Annotated in this window: 16 protein-coding genes; 8 read left to right on the top strand and 8 right to left on the bottom strand. The window is 69.8% G+C overall.

Annotated elements, in window-relative coordinates; genetic code table 11:
- Positions 1-6 precede the first annotated feature (6 nt).
- From AC1DXK_RS08065 to AC1DXK_RS08045, 5 genes are all read right to left on the bottom strand, one after another.
- Positions 7-894, bottom strand: coding sequence for a 2-hydroxy-3-oxopropionate reductase (locus tag AC1DXK_RS08065; RefSeq protein ID WP_457105146.1), 888 nt, complete (start codon positions 892-894; stop codon positions 7-9).
- A 24-nt stretch (positions 895-918) separates the two neighbouring features.
- Positions 919-1,683 (bottom strand): HpcH/HpaI aldolase family protein, encoded by a 765-nt coding sequence (locus tag AC1DXK_RS08060; protein ID WP_457105147.1) that lies wholly within the window; start codon positions 1,681-1,683, stop codon positions 919-921.
- Positions 1,684-1,819: 136 nt separating this feature from the next.
- A complete protein-coding gene (locus AC1DXK_RS08055; protein ID WP_477297386.1) occupies positions 1,820-2,710 on the bottom strand; it encodes a LysR family transcriptional regulator in 891 nt (296 codons plus the stop codon).
- A 261-nt stretch (positions 2,711-2,971) separates the two neighbouring features.
- Positions 2,972-4,105 carry a branched-chain amino acid ABC transporter substrate-binding protein gene (locus tag AC1DXK_RS08050; protein WP_457105149.1) on the bottom strand — a complete coding sequence of 378 codons (1,134 nt, stop codon included), beginning with the start codon at positions 4,103-4,105 and terminating at the stop codon, positions 2,972-2,974.
- A gap of 130 nt (positions 4,106-4,235) precedes the next feature.
- Positions 4,236-5,369: a branched-chain amino acid ABC transporter substrate-binding protein gene (locus AC1DXK_RS08045; protein WP_457105150.1), complete on the bottom strand. Its 1,134-nt coding sequence runs from the start codon at positions 5,367-5,369 to the stop codon at positions 4,236-4,238.
- Between the two features lie 427 nt (positions 5,370-5,796).
- On the opposite strand from AC1DXK_RS08045, the gene AC1DXK_RS08040 reads away from it, so the two are divergent.
- Positions 5,797-8,469 (top strand): MGH1-like glycoside hydrolase domain-containing protein, encoded by a 2,673-nt coding sequence (locus AC1DXK_RS08040; RefSeq protein ID WP_457105199.1) that lies wholly within the window; start codon positions 5,797-5,799, stop codon positions 8,467-8,469.
- 55 nt (positions 8,470-8,524) lie between these two features.
- Here AC1DXK_RS08040 and AC1DXK_RS08035 read toward each other — a convergent pair whose 3' ends face one another.
- Both AC1DXK_RS08035 and AC1DXK_RS08030 read right to left on the bottom strand, forming a co-directional pair.
- Positions 8,525-8,842, bottom strand: coding sequence for a hypothetical protein (locus tag AC1DXK_RS08035; RefSeq protein ID WP_457105151.1), 318 nt, complete (start codon positions 8,840-8,842; stop codon positions 8,525-8,527).
- A 358-nt stretch (positions 8,843-9,200) separates the two neighbouring features.
- Entirely contained in the window at positions 9,201-9,467 is a 267-nt protein-coding gene (locus AC1DXK_RS08030; RefSeq protein ID WP_457105152.1) for a hypothetical protein, read from the bottom strand.
- 707 nt (positions 9,468-10,174) lie between these two features.
- Here AC1DXK_RS08030 and AC1DXK_RS08025 point away from each other — a divergent pair.
- Complete coding sequence (locus tag AC1DXK_RS08025; RefSeq protein WP_457105153.1) at positions 10,175-11,836, top strand: outer membrane beta-barrel protein; 1,662 nt, start codon at positions 10,175-10,177, stop codon at positions 11,834-11,836.
- 214 nt (positions 11,837-12,050) lie between these two features.
- Here the strand turns inward: AC1DXK_RS08025 and AC1DXK_RS08020 are convergent, their stop codons facing one another.
- Positions 12,051-12,614 carry a sugar O-acetyltransferase gene (locus AC1DXK_RS08020; RefSeq protein WP_457105154.1) on the bottom strand — a complete coding sequence of 188 codons (564 nt, stop codon included), beginning with the start codon at positions 12,612-12,614 and terminating at the stop codon, positions 12,051-12,053.
- 155 nt (positions 12,615-12,769) lie between these two features.
- Between AC1DXK_RS08020 and AC1DXK_RS08015 the strand changes: the two genes are divergently transcribed.
- The 6 genes from AC1DXK_RS08015 (at position 12,770) to AC1DXK_RS07990 (ending at position 17,801) form a co-directional block, all read left to right on the top strand.
- A complete protein-coding gene (locus AC1DXK_RS08015; protein WP_457105155.1) occupies positions 12,770-13,315 on the top strand; it encodes a TetR/AcrR family transcriptional regulator in 546 nt (181 codons plus the stop codon).
- Positions 13,316-13,622: 307 nt separating this feature from the next.
- Positions 13,623-14,633 (top strand): taurine ABC transporter substrate-binding protein, encoded by a 1,011-nt coding sequence (gene tauA / locus AC1DXK_RS08010; RefSeq protein WP_457105156.1) that lies wholly within the window; start codon positions 13,623-13,625, stop codon positions 14,631-14,633.
- Positions 14,634-14,656: 23 nt separating this feature from the next.
- A complete protein-coding gene (locus tag AC1DXK_RS08005) occupies positions 14,657-15,448 on the top strand; it encodes a taurine ABC transporter ATP-binding protein (RefSeq protein WP_457105157.1) in 792 nt (263 codons plus the stop codon).
- Positions 15,445-16,293 carry an ABC transporter permease subunit gene (locus AC1DXK_RS08000; protein WP_457105158.1) on the top strand — a complete coding sequence of 283 codons (849 nt, stop codon included), beginning with the start codon at positions 15,445-15,447 and terminating at the stop codon, positions 16,291-16,293. Before AC1DXK_RS08005 ends, AC1DXK_RS08000 begins: the two co-directional genes overlap by 4 nt.
- A 242-nt stretch (positions 16,294-16,535) precedes the next feature.
- Positions 16,536-17,135: a PAS domain-containing protein gene (locus AC1DXK_RS07995; RefSeq protein ID WP_457105159.1), complete on the top strand. Its 600-nt coding sequence runs from the start codon at positions 16,536-16,538 to the stop codon at positions 17,133-17,135.
- 156 nt (positions 17,136-17,291) lie between these two features.
- Positions 17,292-17,801: a ferritin-like domain-containing protein gene (locus AC1DXK_RS07990; RefSeq protein WP_457105160.1), complete on the top strand. Its 510-nt coding sequence runs from the start codon at positions 17,292-17,294 to the stop codon at positions 17,799-17,801.
- The last annotated feature ends 143 nt before the right edge of the window (positions 17,802-17,944 follow it).

Genomic DNA, 17,944 nt, shown 5'->3' with positions numbered 1-17,944 from the left:
TCGGGCTCAGGCGGCGTCGCCGACCGCGTGGTTCGCCAGGGCCTCCAGGGCCTTCACCATGGCGGAGTGGTCCCAGGCCGCGCCGCCCTGGGCCACGCAGGCCGAGAACAGCTGCTGCGCCAGCGCCGTGGCGGGCAGGCTGAGGCCCAGCGTCCGGGCGCTGTCCAGGGCGAGGTTGAGGTCCTTCTGGTGCAGGGCGATGCGGAAGCCGGGATCGAAGGTCCGCTCGATCATCCGCGCGCCGTGCAGCTCCAGGATCCGCGAGGTGGCCAGCCCGCCGGTGATCGCCTGCCGCACCTTGGCGGGGTCGGCGCCGGCCTTCGAGGCGAAGAGCAGCCCCTCGGCCACCGCCTCGATGGTCAGGGCGACGATGATCTGGTTGGCGACCTTGGCCACCTGTCCGGACCCGACCGGGCCGACATGCGTGACCGTCTTGCCCATGGCGGCGAACAGGGGCTCGGCGCGCGCGAAGGTCTCGGCCTCGCCGCCGACCATGATCGAGAGCGCGGCGTTCTTGGCCCCGACCTCGCCGCCCGAGACCGGCGCGTCGAGATAGGCGCCGCCCCGCGCGGCGACCCGGACGGCGAAATCCTTGGTGGCGAGCGGCGCGATCGAGCTCATGTCGATCACGGTCTTGCCGGGCGACAGGCCCTCGGCGACGCCCCCGGGACCGAACAGGACCTGCTCGACGTCCGGGGTGTCGGGCAGCATCAGGATGGTCGTGTCGGACCGCTTCGCGACCTCGGCGGCGGTGGCGCAGGCCGTGCCGCCCGCCGCCAGCAGTGCGTCTGGGACGCTGCGCCGGCTCTTGAGGAACAGGCTGTGGCCCGCTGCGATCAGGTGACCCGCCATGGGCGCGCCCATGATGCCGAGGCCGATGAATCCGATGTTCATGGGTTGTGATCCCGGTTGCGGAACTCAGCCACGGAAGCGGGCGGCGAGCGCCTCGGAGCTGCGGGCGAGCAGCCCCATGTCGGAGCCCACCGCGGTGAAGCGGGTGCCGGCCGCGATGTAGCGGCGGGCGAGCTCCTCGCTCGGCGTGAGGATGCCGGCCTGCTTGCCGGCCCGGACGATCCGGGCGACCGCCGCCTCGATGGTGGCGACCACCTCCGGGTGGCCCTGCTGGCCGACATAGCCGAGGCTGGTGGAGAGGTCGCCGGGCCCGATGAATACGCCGTCCACGCCCTCCACGGCGGCGATCGCGTCGAGATTGTCGAGGGCGCGCCGGGACTCGACCTGCACCGCCACGAAGATCTCGGCCTCGCAGCGGGTGTGGTAGTCCTTGATCCGGCCGAACCGGGCGGCGCGGGGCGCCTGCGAGAAGCCGCGGATGCCGCGGGGCGCGTAGCGCGTCGCCGCGACCACCCGGGCGGCCTGCCCGGCATCGTCGATGTTGGGGATCATCAGCGACTGCGCGCCGGCGTCGAGGACGCGCTTGATCGTGATCGGGTCGTCGCTCGGCACCCGCACCATCGGGTGCGTGCCGCCCTCCATCATCGCCTGGAGCTGGGCGTAGATGTCCCGGAGGTCGTTGGCCGAGTGCTCCATGTCGAGGAGCAGCCAGTCGAACCCGGCCCCGGCGACCACCTCGGTGGAGATCGGACTCGCGAGGCTGCACCACAGGCCGATCTGCTGGCGTCCCTCGGCGAGGGCCACCTTGAAGCGGTTGGTGAGGCTGTCCATCACGATCCTCCCTGGGCGCGAGCCCGTCGCGGCGTCTGCGCGCCGTCCCAGCCATCACGCGCAGCCTTCCGCCGCGAGGTCAAAGCCAAACACTGGATCGATCGATGCCGATCACGCATCGATCGGCGGTCCGCGCTCAGGCGGGCGGCATCTCCGCCAGGATCGAGACGAGCTGGGCGATGAGCGGATCGTCGGCATCGCGCCGCCAGGCGAGGAGGAGCTCCACCGGGCGCGGGGTGGGCAGGGCAAGGGGCCGGAACACTACGCCCTCGAAGCGCAGGCGTTCGGCGGCCGCCGGCACCAGGGCGATCCCGAGGGCCGCCCGGACGAGGGCCAGGATCGAATGGATCTGCGTCAGCTGCTGGACGATCCGGGGCTGGATCTCGGCCTCGGCGAGCACGCCGAGAACGAGGTCGTGGAAGTAGCGCGCCTCGTTGGGCGCGTAGCCGATGAACGGCGCGCGCCCGAGATCGCCGGGGGTCAATCCGTCGCGCAAAGCCAGGGAATTCCCGGCGGGCAGCGCGACCACGAGGGGCTCGGCGAGCGCCCGGACCGCGATCAGGTCCGGATGCGTCACCGGCGGCCGCACCAGCGCGACGTCGATGCGGCCGGCGAGCAGTTCCTCGATCTGATCCTTGCTGACCATCTCCCGCAACGCGAGCGACACGTCCGGCAGCGCCCGCCGGAACGCCGTGACGAGGCGCGGCAGGAAGTCGTAGGCCGAGGCCGCCGTGAAGCCGCACTTGAGGACGCCCGCGCGCCCCGCCGCGACCTGCCGCGTGACGAGGGTCGCGGTCTCGGCGAGCCRCAGGATGCGCTGCGCCTCGGGCAGGAAGCTGCGGCCGGCGGCGGTCAGCCGGACGGTGCGGCTGGTCCGCTCCAGGAGCTGCACGTCGAGGACGCGCTCCAGAACCTGGATCTGCCGCGACAGCGGCGGCTGCGTCATGTTCAGCCGGGCGGCCGCGCGCCCGAAATGCAGCTCCTCCGCCACGGCGGCGAAGCACCGGAGCTGGCTGAAGTCGAACATGGGCACTCCCCCGCGCGGCGATGCGGATCGGGATCATAGTGCCTCGGCGGCGTCCGCGTCCCAGCGGCCGCCCTCATCCAAAAAGGCTAAGCCCACGGGCGTTGGCGAACCACCGTGTCATCCGTCCTGCTCCCCGATGGGTCGCGGGTCCGTGTCAGGGAACCGGCGGCCGCTCGTGCGAAGCCGGCTTCGGGAGGCCGCTCGAACGCGCGCGCCCCCGGCCGGGCCGATCGCGACGCCCGCCTCCCCGGCCCCTCCGCGTCACGGTGTCAGGACATGCCCGGCATAGTCGATCCTGCCATCGACGCCCTTCGTCCAGACATGCATGATGTAATCGAGGCGGGCGGGATCGCCCTTCCTGTCGTAGGCGATCGGGCCGACCACCGTATCCACCGTCTTGCCCTGGTGCAGCCAGTCAGCCAGCGTTCGGCCGTCCACGGAGCCGGTCTCGGCTATCGCCGCGGCGAGCACCTGCACGGCCGCGTAGGCGTACAGGGTGAAGGCCTCGGGATCGATGCCCCTGGCGTTGAAGGCCGCCACGGCCGCCTGGGCGTTCGGGTTCCTGCGCGCGTCCGGCGGGAAGGTCATCAGCGTGCCCTCCGCCGCCATGCCGGCGATCTGCACGAACTCCTTGTCGGTGATCCCGTCGCCGCTCATCACCCGGGCCTTCAGGCCCTGGTCGCGCATCTGGCGCAGGATCAGTCCGGCCTCGGTGTGATAGCCGCCATAGTACACGACATCGACGCCGTTCGACTTCAGCCGGGACACCACGGCCGAGTAGTCCTTCTCGCCCGGGTTGATGCCTTCGAACAGCGCCTCCCGGCCGCCCTTAGCCTTGAACGCCTTCAAGGTCTCCTCGGCCAAGCCCTTACCGTAGGGCGTCTTATCGTGAATGAAGGCGATCTTCCCGTCTTGGAAGTGCGCGGCGAGGTAATTGCCGGCCACCACACCCTGCTGATCGTCGCGACCGCAGGTGCGGAACGTGTTCCACAGGCCCCGCTCGGTGAACGTCACGTTCGTGGAAGCGGGGGTGACCTGGACGATGCCGGCGTCAAGGAGGACGTCCGAGGCGGGGATCGACACGCCGGAATTGAAGCTGCCGACCACCATCTTCACGCCCTCGCCGGCGAATTTGTTGGCCACCGAGACGCCCTGCTTCGGGTCGGAGGCGTCGTCGCCGATGACGGCCGCCAAGGTCTGGCCCTTGATCCCGCCGGCCGCATTGAGGTCGGCGATCGCCTGGATGGCGCCGTTCCTGATCTGTGTGCCGAGCGCCGCATACGGCCCGGTCAAGGGCGCGGCGATGCCGATCTTCACGGGGCCGCGCGTCTCCTGAGCCTGCGCGGCACCCGCCGCCAGGAGCCCGAGAAGACAGGCTGCGAGGGTTACTCTCACGATCAACTCCCGGATCGAACAGGACGGCCTGAGGCCCTCCGATGCGCCGAGGGGACTCCTGCCCGGATGCGCCGCCGACCCGGATCGGGCTTCGGCGGCGCGCGGATCACGGCAAGGGTTCGCAGCGCCGTCAGGGTGCCAGTTCGTTGCCCGCATAGTCGATCCTGCCGTCGGCGCCCGTCTTCCAAGTATACATGACGTAGTCGGGCCGGGTGATGTCGCCCTTCCTGTCATAGGTGAGCGGCCCGATCACGGTATCCACGGGCTTGCCCTGGTGCAGCCAGTCGGCGAGCGTCTTGCCGTCGCTGGAACCGGTCTCGGCCATCGCCTTCGCCAGGACCTGGACGGCCGCGTAGCCATAGAGCGTGTAGGCGTCGGGATCGATCGCCCGGGCGTTGAAGGCCGCCACTACGGCCTTGGCGTTCGGGTTCCTGCGCGCGTCGGGCCCGAAGGTCATCAGCGTGCCGTCGGCGGCTGGACCTGCGATCTGGACGAACTCCTTGGGGGCGAGCCCGTCGCCGCCCGCCAGGATCGCCTTGAGGCCCTGGTCGCGCATCTGGCGCAGGATCAGGCCGGCCTCGGTGTGGTAGCCGCCGAAATAGACGACGTCGACATGGGCCGACTTCAGCTTGGAGACGAGGGCCGAGTAGTCCTTCTCGCCTGGGTTGATGCCCTCCAGAAGCACCGCGCTGCCGCCCTTGGCCCTGAGGGCCTTCAGGGTCTCCTCGGCCAAGCCTTTGCCGTAGGGAGACTTGTCGTGGATGACGGCGATCCGCCTGTCCCGGAAATGATCGGCGAGGTAGGCGCCGGCCACGGCGCCCTGCTGATCGTCGCGGCCGCAGGTGCGGAAGGTGTTCCACAGGCCCCGCTCGGTGAACGTCACGTTCGTGGAGGCGGGGGTGACCTGGATGATGCCGGCATCGAGATAAACGTCGGAGGCCGGGATCGACACGCCCGAGTTGAAGGCACCGACCACCATCTTCACACCCTCGGCGGCGAGCTTGTTGGCCACCGAGACACCCTGCTTCGGGTCGGAGGCGTCGTCGCCGATGACAGCCTCGAAGGTCCGTCCCCCGACCCCGCCGGCCCTGTTGATGTCCGCGATCGCCTGACTCGCGCCGGTCCGGATCTGAGCCCCGAAAGCCGCGTACGGCCCGGTTATGCCGACCGCGATCCCGATCTTGACCGGTCCGTCCCTCTCGTCGGCCTGCGCGGCACAGAGCATCAGCAGACCGGCGACGGCTGCAAGGCGCAGGCTTCTCATCGATCCCTCCGGCACGCGACGCCCGGCAATCCGGCCGCATCGAAAAAGACTTCATCGGGCACAGGGCGCGATTCCAGGCACCGCGAATCTCGTCTGCACAGACTTGCAAGCACAAAAAACGGCGTCAAGCTTTGTTTTGCGACCGCCGTCGGGCTTTTTAGATCGAATTTTAGATCCAATCTGAGGCGATCGACGCAATAAATACTACAAACGTATCGATCATACGCACTATCGACGACAGCGGACTGCGTTCCAAACGGCCATGTCTCCGTTCCGGAGGCGGAGGCCGCTGCCCGGGGGCGAAGTGGCGTCGATGATGCATCCGGCCGGCGACGCCACAGCAGCCCTCAAGACCGATGACCGCCGCTCACACGCCCCGCACGCGCATGCCGCGGCCCTCCCGATCGCCGTATCGGGGACGCTCCTGATGGGTCCCCAGAAGGAGGAATCCGTGGACTGGGCGGAGCGCCGCCGCATCGCCGAGCAGGGCCGCGGCGACCGGGCGTGGTCGCTCTGGGGTCCCTATCTGAGCGAGCGCCAATGGGGGACGGTGCGGGAGGATTACAGCCCCGACGGCAATGCCTGGCGCGGCCTTCCGCACGAGGAAGCCCGCTCGCGGGCCTATCGCTGGGGCGAGGACGGACTGGCCGGGATCTGCGACGCGCGCGGCAGCCTGTGCCTCGCGCTCGCCCTCTGGAACGGGCGCGACCGGATCCTGAAGGAGCGGCTGTTCGGCCTCACCAACCAGGAGGGCAACCATGGCGAGGACGTCAAGGAGGTCTACCACTACCTCGACGCCGTCCCGAGCCACGCCTACCTGAAGATGCTCTACCGCTATCCCCAGGCGGCCTTTCCCTACGAAGACCTCGTCCGCGAGAATGCCCGGCGCGGGCGGGACGAGCCCGAATTCGAGATCGAGGACACGGACCTCTTCGACGGCAACCGGTTCTTCGACGTCACGGTGGAATACGCCAAGGCGGATGCCGACGACATCCACGTGGTGGTCACCGCGCTGAACCGCGGCCCCGAGACCGCCGGGCTTCACCTCATCCCGCAGCTCTGGTTCCGCAATACGTGGTCCTGGCAGGCCGGGCAGGGGCGGCCGCGGATCGCGCGCGACCCCGCCGACGGCGGCGTGGTCTGCGCGCATCCGCGGCTCGGGCCGTACCGGCTCGCCTTCGACGGGGCGCCGGAGCTGCTGTTCTGCGAGAACGACACCAACCTGCGCCTCCACGGCGGGCAGCCGGACGCCGCCGGACCGTTCAAGGACGGGCTTCACGCGGCGATCGTCGGAGGCGACGCTTCAGCGGTGCGACGGGATGCGGGCACCAAGCTCGGCCTGCACTACGCCCTGCGCCTGGAGCCCGGGGACACCGTCCGGGTGCGCCTGCGGCTGTCGGCGGGCGCCCGCGCCCGCGCGGTCGACGGCGCGGGCGCCCTGGTCCGCCGCCGCGTCGCGGAGGCGGACGCCTTCTACGAGGAGCTTCAGGACGGGATCGGCGACGGGGATGCCCGCGCCATCTTCCGCCAGGCCGCCGCCGGCCTGATCTGGTCGAAGCAGCTCTACAGCTACGACGTGCGGCGCTGGCTGGCGGGCGACCCGCTCCAGCCGCCGCCGCCGCCGGAGCGCGACGGCGGCCGCAACAGCCAGTGGCGCCATTTCGCGGCGGCCGACGTCCTGTCGATGCCCGACACCTGGGAATATCCGTGGTTCGCCGCCTGGGACCTTGCCTTCCACTGCCTGCCGCTGGCCCTGCTGGACCCAGATTTCGCCAAGAAGCAGCTCCTGCTGCTCACCCGCGAATGGTACATGCACCCGAACGGGCAGCTCCCGGCCTACGAGTGGGAGTTCGGCGACGCCAACCCGCCGGTGCATGCCTGGGCCGCCTACCGGGTGTTCGAGATCGACCGGGACCGGCGGGGCGGGCGGGGCGACCTCGCCTTCCTGGAAGGCGTGTTCCACAAGCTCCTGATCAACTTCACCTGGTGGGTGAACCGCAAGGACGCGCAGGGGCGCAACGTCTTCCAGGGGGGCTTCCTGGGGCTCGACAATGTCGGCGTGTTCGACCGGTCGCGGCCGCCTCCGGGTTTCGGGGTGGTGCATCAGGCCGACGCCACCGCCTGGATGGCGATGTACGCGCTCAACATGATGCGCATCGCCCTGGAACTCGCCCTCCACAACGACGTCTACGAGAGCACCGCCTCGAAGTTCTTCGAGCACTTCCTGCTCATCGCCGAGGCGATGACCGACATGGGCGGTCAAACGGGCGACGCGGGCTTCGGTCTGTGGGACGAGACCGACGAATTCTACTACGACGAGGTCGACATCCCCGGCGGCGGGATGCTGCCGCTGCGGGTCCGTTCCATGGTCGGGCTGGTGCCGCTCTTCGCCGTGGAGGTGATCGAGCCCTCCGTGCTCCAGCGGCTGCCGGATTTCGCCCGCCGCCTGAACTGGGTCCTGGAGAACCGGCCCGAACTCGCCCGGCTGGTCTCCCGCTGGAACGAGGGCGGCGTGAAGGATCGCAAGCTGCTGTCGCTGCTGCGGGGCCACCGGATGAAGGCGCTGCTGCGGCGCATGCTCGACGAGGCCGAGTTTCTCTCGCCCTACGGCGTACGCTCGCTGTCGAAGGTCCACCGCGATGCGCCCTACGTGCTCAACGAGCTGGGCGCCTCCTTCACGGTCCGGTACGATCCGGCCGATTCCACCTCGAACATGTTCGGCGGCAATTCGAACTGGCGCGGCCCGGTCTGGATGCCGATGAACTTCCTCATCGTGGAGGCGCTCCGACGCTTCCACACCTATTACGGCAACGATTTCCAAGTGGAGTACCCGACGGGCTCGGGCAGGCCGATGACGCTCAGCACCATCGCGGATGCCCTCGAAGACCGTCTGATCGCCCTGTTCGCCAAGGACGGGACCGGTCGCCGGCCGGCCTTCGGGATGCGCCCGCCGATACCCCCGGCACCGGGCGCCGAGGAACCGCTTCTGTTCCACGAGTTCTTCGACGGCGACACCGGCCGGGGTCTCGGCGCCGCGCACCAGACCGGCTGGACGGCGCTGATTCTCAACCTGCTGCGCGATCGGGCGCGGTCCCGATAGGCTTGCTCGACAGGCGTGCCGGCGCCCGACCGGGTCGGGCGCCCAGCGATCCCGATCAGCAGCTCAGACGGCGACCCTCGCGACGCCCGAACACCCGGTAATGCGCGGCCCCGGATTCCATCTGGCCGTTGGCCACGGCGCGGCGGACATCCGGATTGCAGCGCAGGTATTCGCGCTCGTCGAACCCGTAATTGGCGCGGCCGCGATACTCGTCCCGATCGCGGTAGCCACGGTCGCGGGACTCGTAATCGCCACGATCCCGATAGCCGCGGCCGCCGTAATCGTCGTAGTCGGGGCGCGGCTGCGCCGAGACCGGGCCGACCACGCCCAGGATGCCGAGGCTCAAAGCGGCCGCTGCCAGAAACGCCTTCATTGTACCAATCCTCCCTTTCGGTGCCTTGAAACGCACAGCGGCACGGATGGTTCGATCGTCCCGAACGTACGGCACGCAGTGCTTTCCGCGAGGATGGCCGGGCCTGCGGACCGGGCGAGACTCCTGATCCTGTCGGGCGACGGAGTTCGGGCCGGATCGAGATCCCGGCCTCTCGACTTCGGCGGGGGCAGGGGGTCCGAGGCCCGGTTCGCCGCGAACGTCTTCGGCGTTTCGCACAGGGGACGTCCGGGGTCGGGCGCCGGTCCAGGGCCGCCCGGCTGTCGGGAGCCCGCCGCGGCAAGCTCCCGAAACCCGCGCGTCGCGCCCGGCCTTCCGCCGGACCCGACGCGGATCGCCGTCACATGCGGTGCATCATCTCACGACGCATCATGCGGTGGCGCATCTCACGGTGCATCATGTGCCGCTCCATCCGGTGCCGCATCATCCGGCGCTCCATGTGACGCCGCTCCATGCGCCGCTCCATCCGATCCATCTGGACCGTCGAAACCATGTCGGCGGGCGCCGACACGCCGGTCCCGGGGCCGATCGGCGCGGCGGAGGCCGGGAGCGCGACGACGCCGCCGAGGGCCGCCAGCAAGGCGGCGGTGATGATCGATGAACGCAAAGGAAATATCCTCTCTGCCGCCGGGGGAGGGGGCGGGCATGTCCCACGGGGCTTCGGGCGGCACAGGTCTTCCCGAAGCCCCGCCCAGGAAGGCGCCGACCGCCGGGATGGTTCCCCGGATTGAATCCGCCGCGTGCGCTCAGACCGGAAAACTCGGCTCGGCCACGTCCAGCGGAAGCGGGAACGGGCGAGCCCAAGGCGCTCTCCGGGATGGCGTATCGCGCCTGACGGGCTTCGCGGCGGGCGACAGCGGAGATCGGCGCGGCGACACGGGACAAGGGCATCTGCGAGCGGACCGCCCGCAGGTGATGCAACGATGCATCACCGAAGTCGAAAGCATGATTCCCCCGGACTCGCACAGAATCAAATTCGATCGCGTGAGCTCGAATAACGGGCGATGAAGACATATCGATTTTTAGATATATTCCATTCATTTCGACAAATATTCTGATCGAAATTAGAATTCTTGCAAGCTCAGGATTTCCATTTTTTTAAGCCGTATTTTCAGAATAGATTTATTTTGCCATAGATGTATCGTCGCAGCATGATCGAAAGCGGTACGTTGACCAACTTCAGTCTTCAACAGATCGCGAATCTGACGGCATGAAGAATTTTTATCCAGCCTTCGATCATGCGGGACCGGGGAGCTATACATGCAACAAACATTGAAATAAGGAATTTTTCTCTTACTCCTCTCGCAGACCGCGATGGCGGCGGACCTCCCACGGTCGTCCCGCCCGGCGCCGCCCGCCCCGCCCGTCTTCACCTGGACCGGAGCCCATGCCGGCCTGTTCGGCGGGTACGGCACGCTGGATCGCGCCACGCAGTTCGTCTGCACAGGTCCGGGCGGGCAGCCCGGCGCACGCTACTGCCCCGTCCTCCCGGCGAAGCAGGCCTCCGACGACGGCTTCATCGGGGGCGGTGAGCTCGGCTACGATTGGCAGGTGGGCTCCGGGCTCGTGGCCGGCGGCGCCGTCGATCACCAGTTCACCCGGCTCTGGGGTTACGATCGCTGGAAGGGCACCGTCCCAACAGAATCCGGCGGCTATTTCCGCCGCAGCGTCGCCCATTCCGGGCAGCGGCTGGACGACCTAAACACGATCCGCGGCAAGGTCGGCTTCGCCTTCGACCGGACCCTCGTCTACGCCACCGGCGGCCTCGCCTTCGGGAACGTCCGGACCGACAACAACGTGACGCTGGCAGGCTTTCCCCTCTTCGATGGCCGGCACGGCGAGATGCGTCTGGGCTACGTGGCCGGCGGCGGCATCGAGCACGCCTTCAGCGCGCATCTCTCGGCCAAGATCGAGGGCCTGTATTACGACCTCGGCAGCCGCGCAGTCCTCCCGGCCCCGAGCTATCCCGTGCTGACCGGCTACCATGCCGGCACCCGCATCGCGACGGACGGCTTCCTGACTCGGGTCGGCTTGAACTACCGATTCGGAGCCAGCCTGCCCGACCTGCCATCGCCGTCATCGACCGGCCCGGCGACCTGGGGCCTCGAGGCCGGCCTGCGCTACCTCTTCAGTTCCGGCAGCCCGCGCGAGAAGCTTGGCGACCCCTACGCGCCCGGCCAGCTCAATTCCCGCCTGACCTACGCCAAGACCGACGCCCATGCCGGCGAGACCTTCGTCCGGCTCGATCACAACCCCACAGGCCTGTTCGCCAAGGGATTCCTCGGCTCGGGCGGAGTCACGGGCGGGCGCCTCGCCGACGAGGATTTTCCACCCGTCGAAGTCCCCTATTCGAAGACGCATTCGCCGATCAAGGACGGCGATATCGGCTACGGCGTGATCGACTTCGGCTACGACGTGTTGCGCCGGGACGGGTTCAAGCTCGGGGGTTTCCTCGGCTACCAGTACTTCTCCGAGCTGTATAACGGTTACGGCTGCCGGCAGGTGGCGCGCGGCGACATCTGCGCCAGCGATCCGCAACCGGCCAGCATCAAGACCCTCGGCGAGAACATGCAGTGGAACGCCCTGCGCGTCGGCGTCATCGACGAGGCGCGGTTCGACCGGGTCCGGCTGAGCCTGGAGGGTGCCTACCTGCCGGTCGTGTCGCTCAGTGGCGTCGACCGGCACTGGAACCGGCCGAACATCAACCCGGGGGCGGAATCGGGCCGGGGCGACGGCTACTTCCTGGAGGGCATCGCCTCCTACGACCTGACACCGTCCGTCAGCGTCGGCGTCGGCGGCCGCTACTGGCGGATGCAGACCGACAAGGCCAACACGACGGCCTTCGCGTTCTCCCCGCCCAGCCCAATGAAGTTCCAGACCGAGCGCTACGGCGGATTCGTGCAGCCCTCCTACACGCTGGCCGATTTTGGGTTCGGCGACGCAGCTGACCCGGGGGCCGTGATCCGCAAGGACTGAGCCCGCATTCGCGGCGGTCATCCGGCCGAAGCCGACCGGACCGGAGGGTGAAGAGCCGGACGGCGCCGGACCATCGGTCGGAGCCACGATGCCGGCGCTCGGCACGCGACGAGGCCCGTCGCGTGCCGGGCCGAGACCGGAGAACCGGCCCACCCTGCGCCGGGACGGCGGCACGGCGACCATCCCGGAGGCAAGCTCGGCGCGCCCGGCCCCCTCACGGCCGCAGCCGGGCCGGGTTGCCCAGGGCGGTGGCGCCGGGCGGCACGTCGCGCGTCACCACGCTGCCCGCCCCGATGATCGCATCGTCGCCGATCGTCACCCCGGGGAGGATGATGGCGCCGCTGCCGATCCAGACGTTGGCGCCGATCACGACGGGACGGCCGAATTCCAGCATCTGCCGACGCTGCGCCGGGTCGCGCGGATGATCCGGTGTCAGGATCTGCACGGCCGTGCCGATCTGGGTCATGTCGCCGATGGTGACCGACACCACGTCGAGGATGCAGCAGCCGAAGTTCAGGAACACGCCGCGGCCCAGGCTGATGTTGTAGCCGTAGTCGCATTGGAACGGCGGCCGGACGTTGCAGCCCGGGCCGACGCGCGCGAAGGCCTCCTCCAGGAGAGTCTGCCGCTCGGGCTGGCTCCGCGTCTGCGTGGCGTTGTACCGGTCCATCCATTCCGAGATGCGCCGGTTGTCGGCGGCCAGTTCCGGGTCGTCGGCGCAGTACAGCGCGCCGGCCAGCATCTTCTGCTTCTCGGTCTTCATGATCTCTGTCTTCATGGTCAGGACCTCCCTCCGCGCGGCCGCCTCCGGGCCGGCGCGGCCGCGCGGGCTGTCGGCACCGGCACCGCAGGCCCTGATCATGCGTACATATGTACATATCAAGGCCGCGCGCCATGGCCCGGCTGCCTTGAACCGGATCCGAGGAGGTCTGCTTGCCCGCCGCCCAGCGCCGTTTCGACCCGGATCGCCGGGCGCGCATCATCCAGGCGACTCTCGACGTCGTCGCCCAGCACGGCGTCGCCGGCACGACCCATCGCCGCGTCGCGGTGGCGGCCGACGTGCCGCTCGGCTCCATGACCTACCATTTCGACAGCCTCGACGCGCTGCTGACGGAGGCGTTCACGGGGCTCGCCGACACGGTCTCGGCGCGGTTCGCCGACCGGCTCGCCGCGGCCGCGACTGTCGACGACGCCTGCGAGGCTGTGGTCGACCTGGTCGTGAGCGACCTCTGGGCGAGCCCGCGCACGATGCTGCTGAGCTACGAACTCTACGCCTTCGCGGCCCGGAACCCGCCGCTGCGCCGGGTCATGCAGGACTGGATGGCCAAGAGCCGCGCCGCCCTGGAGCGGCACTTCGCGCCGGAGACCGCCAAGGCGCTCGACGCGATGATCGAGGGCCTGACGATCCATCGCTCGGTCGACCCGCACCCCGCCGACCGGGCACAGGTGCGGGCTATCGTCGAGCGGCTGGTTCGCTAGGGCATCGATCCGAACGAAAGCGTCAGCGACGTTTGGATCGGTGCCTCAACTGACGCCGGGGGCTTGCGCAGGATTGACGCGACGGCGTCCGAGCACTCGGTGCTCCGGCTGGGGCCGGTCGGCGCGACGCCGCAGGGTGGCCGGCCCACGCGCGATCGGGCCGCCTCCGAGGGCAGCAGCGCAAGACGCCGCGGCTGGGGGCCTTCGGCCGCAAACGCCCTTGCCTTCGAAGCCAAGCCTGTCCGACCCTGCCCTCGTCCGGACGACCCGTGTCGTGAGTCGGCCGGCCGGAGGGGGACTCCACGTCATGACATCCGTCGGTCCGCACCGCCCCGTCGCGCTGGCGACCCTGGCGTCGCTGGTTCTCGGCCTCCTGGTGCCCGGATTCGCCCGGGCCGCCGACAAGGAGGTCACCTTCGCCCACCAGGACATGGTGGTGCCGTTCCGGGCGCTGATGGACTCGAGCGCCCTTGAGACGGCGACCGGCTACACGGTGCACTGGCGCAGGTTCGGCGGCGGCGGCGACGTGATCCGCGCCATGGCCTCGGGCAGCGTCCAGATCGGGGAGGCCGGGTCGAGCCCGATCGCGGCGGCCGCCTCCCAGGGCCTCGACATCCAGCTGTTCTGGATCCTCGACGAGATCGCCGATGCCGAGCAGCTCGTGGCACGCAGCGGCAGCGGCGTGACGCGCGTGGCCGACCTGCGCGGCAAGACCATCGCGGTGCCATTCGTGTCGACGTCGCACTACCAGCTGATCGCCGCGCTGGCGGAGGCCGGGCTCTCCCAGACGGATGTCCGGATCCTGAATATGCGCCCGCCCGAGATCGCCGCCGCCTGGGAACGCGGCGACATCGACGCGACCTTCATCTGGGACCCGGTGCTCGCCGGGGTGAAGAAGTCCGGCACCGTGGTGGCCTCGGCGGGGGACCTCGCCCGCCGGGGCAAGGCGACCTTCGACGGCCTCGTGGTCGACCGGGCCTGGGCGGCGCGGAACCGGGACTTCCTGGTGACCCTCGTCAAGCTGATCGCCGCCCAGGACGCGGCCTACCGGGCCAAGCCCTGGGGCGCCGACGCCCAGGAGGTGAAGGCCGTGGCCCGGATCACCGGCTCGACTCAGGCGGAGGTGCCGGCGAGCCTCGCGGCCTACCGGTTCCCGACCCTGGAGGCGCAGGCCTCCCCGGCCTGGCTCGGCGGCGCCGCCGCCAGGGCGCTGACCGAGACCGCGGAGTTCCTGAAGGCGCAGGGCCGCGTCCAGACCCTGGCCCCCGATTACGGCCGGTTCGTCACGGGGGACTACGTGGAGGCGGCCCGGAAATAGCCTGTTCCCGGACCGGAGGCCGCATGATCGAGATCCGCAACCTGACCGTCCGCTACGGCGCGGGCGTCGACGCGGTCGCCGCGCTGTCGCGGGTCGACCTGACCATCGCCCCCGGGGAGTTCGTGGTGGCGCTCGGCGCCTCGGGCTGCGGCAAGACCACCCTGCTCTCGGCGATCGCGGGCTTCCTCGAACCCACCGAGGGCCGCATCCTCCTCGACGGCGTCCCGGTCCGGGGGCCGGGGGCCGACCGGGGCGTGGTGTTCCAGCGCCACGCCCTGATGCCCTGGCTGGATGTCGCCGGGAACGTGGCCTTCGGGCCGAAGATGCGGGGCGTCCCCCGGCCGGAACGCCGCCGGGTCGCCCTGGCGATGCTCGACCTCGTGGGTCTCGCGGGCTTTGCCGACCGCAAGGTCTACGAACTCTCGGGCGGCATGCAGCAGCGGGTCGGCCTCGCCCGGGCGCTCGCCGGCGACCCGCGCGCCCTGCTGATGGACGAACCGCTGGGCGCCCTGGACGCCTTCACCCGCGAGCAGATCCAGGAGCTGATCCTCCGGATCTGGCACAGGACCGGCAAGATGGCCTTCTTCATCACCCACGACGTCGAGGAGGCGGTGTTCCTGGCGACCCGCCTGGTGATCATGAGCCCGCGGCCCGGCCGCATCGTCGAGACGCTGGAGCTGCCCTTCTCCCGGGCGGCGCTCGGGGGCCGCGACACCCGGGCCGTGAAATCGGATCCCGCCTTCATCGCCGTGCGCGAGCGCGTCCTAGACCGCATCCGCCAGGGGGGCGAAGCACCCGCCGGGATCCTCCGATGAGCGGGCGGCCCCTCGACCCGCCGGCCACCCTGTCGGACCCCGCCGCGGATCCGCCGGCGCGGCCCGGACCGCGCCGCAGCGGGGCGCTCGTCCCGGCGGTCAGCGCCGCCTCCGTGTTGGCGGCCCTCGGCCTCTGGGTCCTGGCCACCCGCGCCGGCTGGATGAAGCCGCTGTTCCTGCCGCCGCCGAAGGCGGTCCTCACGGCCTTCGGGCAGGCGTGGCGCGGGGAAATCGACGGCGTCCCGCTCGGTCTCCATGTCCGCGACAGCCTCCTGCGGATTCTCGGCGCCTTCGGGCTCGCGGTCCTGGTGGGAATCCCCGCCGGGCTCGCCATGGGGACGAGCCGGATCGCCCGCGGCGTCCTCGACCCGCCGATCGAGTTCTACCGGCCGCTGCCGCCGCTGGCCTACCTGCCGCTGATGATCATCTGGTTCGGGATCGGCGAGCTGTCGAAGGTTCTGCTGATCTTCCTCGCCTGCTTCGCGCCGGTGGCGCTCGCCGCGCGGGCCGGCGTGCGCTCCGCCGCGACCGACCAAATCAACGCCGCGCGCGCACTGGGGGCGGGCCGCTGGCAGGTCCTGCGCCACGTGGTGTTCCCGGCGGCGCTGCCGGAGATCCTGGTCGGCCTGCGGATCGGCATGGGCGTGGGCTGGACCACCCTGGTGGCCGCCGAGATGGTGGCGGCCCAGGCCGGCCTCGGCCAGCTCGTGCTCAACGCCTCCAACTTCCTGCGCACCGACGTGGTGCTGATGGGAATCCTGGTGATCGGCCTGTTCGCCGCCCTGTTCGAGTTGGGGATGCGCCTGCTGGAGCGCGCGCTGGTGCCATGGAAGGCCAAGGCCTGAGTGGCGGCACGCGGAACCGGCCGGGCCGGAAAGCCTTTCGCCCCCCGATCCGCCATCATCGTGGTTCACGCAGACACCCGGTCCGGGAAGGTCGAGCAGATCGTCTCAAGACAAAATACAGCATCTGTATATTTGCAGACAAAATCATTTCGATCGCCGATCTGAAATCGAGGCGGCATATGTAGGATCACAAGCGGCGCGTCGAAGGACCCGTGCCTGCGATGGGATCGGGGATGTTTCGGATGCTCCAGACGGACGACGTTGTGTCCGAGGCGGCGCTCGTCGCGGCGCTCGAAGCCTCCGGTGGCGTCGGCTTCTGGATGTGGGACATCCTCCGGGACGAGGCACGGGCCGATCCGGTCAGCGCCCTGCTGTTCAACATCAGCCCGGCCCGGTCGCAGGCGGGCGTCAGCCTCTCCGAGATCCTGAAGGCCGTCCACCCGGACGACCAGCCGCATATCTCGCAGGTCATCCTGGACTGTGTCCGGACCGGCGGTTCCTACACGGCCGAGTACCGGGTCTGCTCGCCGGCGGGCAGGCTGCGGTGGCTGTTCACCCGGGGGCACTTCTACCTGGACCAGAATGGCCGACCGACCACCGGTCGGGGGGTGATCGTGGAGATCTCCGACAGCAAACCTGCCGGCCCGGCCTTCGCGGAGCGCGACGGCACCACGATCGACGATCCGCTCAGCCTGACCGCCGACCTGTGCCTCTCGCTGCACAACACGGTCTCGCAGCTCGGCGACGCGGCCCTCGTGGCGCTGACGGAGACCCTCCTCCTCGAGATCGGCAAGCGCCTGGCGGATCGCGAGCGGGCCGAGCGGATCAGCGGCCTGCATTGAGCGCGGTGGCCGCGCCCGTTCGGCGCGGTGATCCCGTCGCGCGGGACAATGGATGGACGGCTCCGCCGGCTTCCGCCGTCCGGAACTTGGCCGCGCGCCACCCTGGTTTCCCGGTGGAGTGAGCCTCGAGGCTCGCAACCGGAAAGAGGTGATGCCATGGCCACGGACGCCCGCGAGATCTACGTCACGGCCCTGAAGAATACCCACGCCGTCGAGATGCAGGCCCTGCAGATCATGGAGCGGCAGGTCGAGCGCCTGGAGCGTTATCCGGAGATGGAGCAGGCCCTGCGCCGCCACATCGAAGAGACCCACGGCCAGCGCCACCGCCTGGAGGAGGCCCTGCAGAGCCTCTCCGAGAGCCCCTCCACGCTCAAGGAGGGCTTCCTGGGCTTCGTCGGCAACATGATGGCCTTGGGCCATACCCCGGCCCAGGACGAGATCCTGAAGAACACCTACGCCAACCACGCCTTCGAGAACTTCGAGATCGCGGCCTACGAATCGCTGCTCACCATCGGCGAAGCTGCCGGCCAGCAGGCCCACCGGACGGCCCTCGAGCAGTCGCTGAGGGAGGAGCAGGCCATGGCGGAGGCGGTGCGCAAGCTGATCCGGCCGACCACGGAACGCTACCTGTCGCTGACCCTCGCCGGCGAGAAGGCCGACCGTTAGGACCATCCGCCGGAGGGGACACGGCCTTGAGGCCGGCCCTGTCCCTGCGCCGCCGCCCCGCCCAGCCCGTCTCATCGCAGGAGCCCCGCCGCCCGTGTCCGGATCTCCCCCTTTGGAAACGCGACCCGGTCGCGGAACGGACC

The organism is Methylobacterium sp. P3_A11 (genome assembly GCF_056403155.1).
The sequence above is the reverse complement of the archived record's forward strand: the minus strand, read 5'-3'. Positions and strand labels throughout refer to the sequence as shown.

Coding starts and splice junctions, on each gene's coding strand:
- AC1DXK_RS08060 (WP_457105147.1), bottom strand. CDS start 1,683: ATGGACAGCCTCACCAACCGCTTCAAGGTGGCCCTCGCCGAGGGACGC.
- tauA (WP_457105156.1), top strand. CDS start 13,623: ATGACATCCGTCGGTCCGCACCGCCCCGTCGCGCTGGCGACCCTGGCG.
- AC1DXK_RS07995 (WP_457105159.1), top strand. CDS start 16,536: ATGCTCCAGACGGACGACGTTGTGTCCGAGGCGGCGCTCGTCGCGGCG.
- AC1DXK_RS08040 (WP_457105199.1), top strand. CDS start 5,797: ATGGGTCCCCAGAAGGAGGAATCCGTGGACTGGGCGGAGCGCCGCCGC.
- AC1DXK_RS08035 (WP_457105151.1), bottom strand. CDS start 8,842: ATGAAGGCGTTTCTGGCAGCGGCCGCTTTGAGCCTCGGCATCCTGGGC.
- AC1DXK_RS08020 (WP_457105154.1), bottom strand. CDS start 12,614: ATGAAGACAGAGATCATGAAGACCGAGAAGCAGAAGATGCTGGCCGGC.
- AC1DXK_RS08005 (WP_457105157.1), top strand. CDS start 14,657: ATGATCGAGATCCGCAACCTGACCGTCCGCTACGGCGCGGGCGTCGAC.
- AC1DXK_RS08025 (WP_457105153.1), top strand. CDS start 10,175: ATGGCGGCGGACCTCCCACGGTCGTCCCGCCCGGCGCCGCCCGCCCCG.
- AC1DXK_RS07990 (WP_457105160.1), top strand. CDS start 17,292: ATGGCCACGGACGCCCGCGAGATCTACGTCACGGCCCTGAAGAATACC.
- AC1DXK_RS08045 (WP_457105150.1), bottom strand. CDS start 5,369: ATGAGAAGCCTGCGCCTTGCAGCCGTCGCCGGTCTGCTGATGCTCTGT.
- AC1DXK_RS08000 (WP_457105158.1), top strand. CDS start 15,445: ATGAGCGGGCGGCCCCTCGACCCGCCGGCCACCCTGTCGGACCCCGCC.
- AC1DXK_RS08065 (WP_457105146.1), bottom strand. CDS start 894: ATGAACATCGGATTCATCGGCCTCGGCATCATGGGCGCGCCCATGGCG.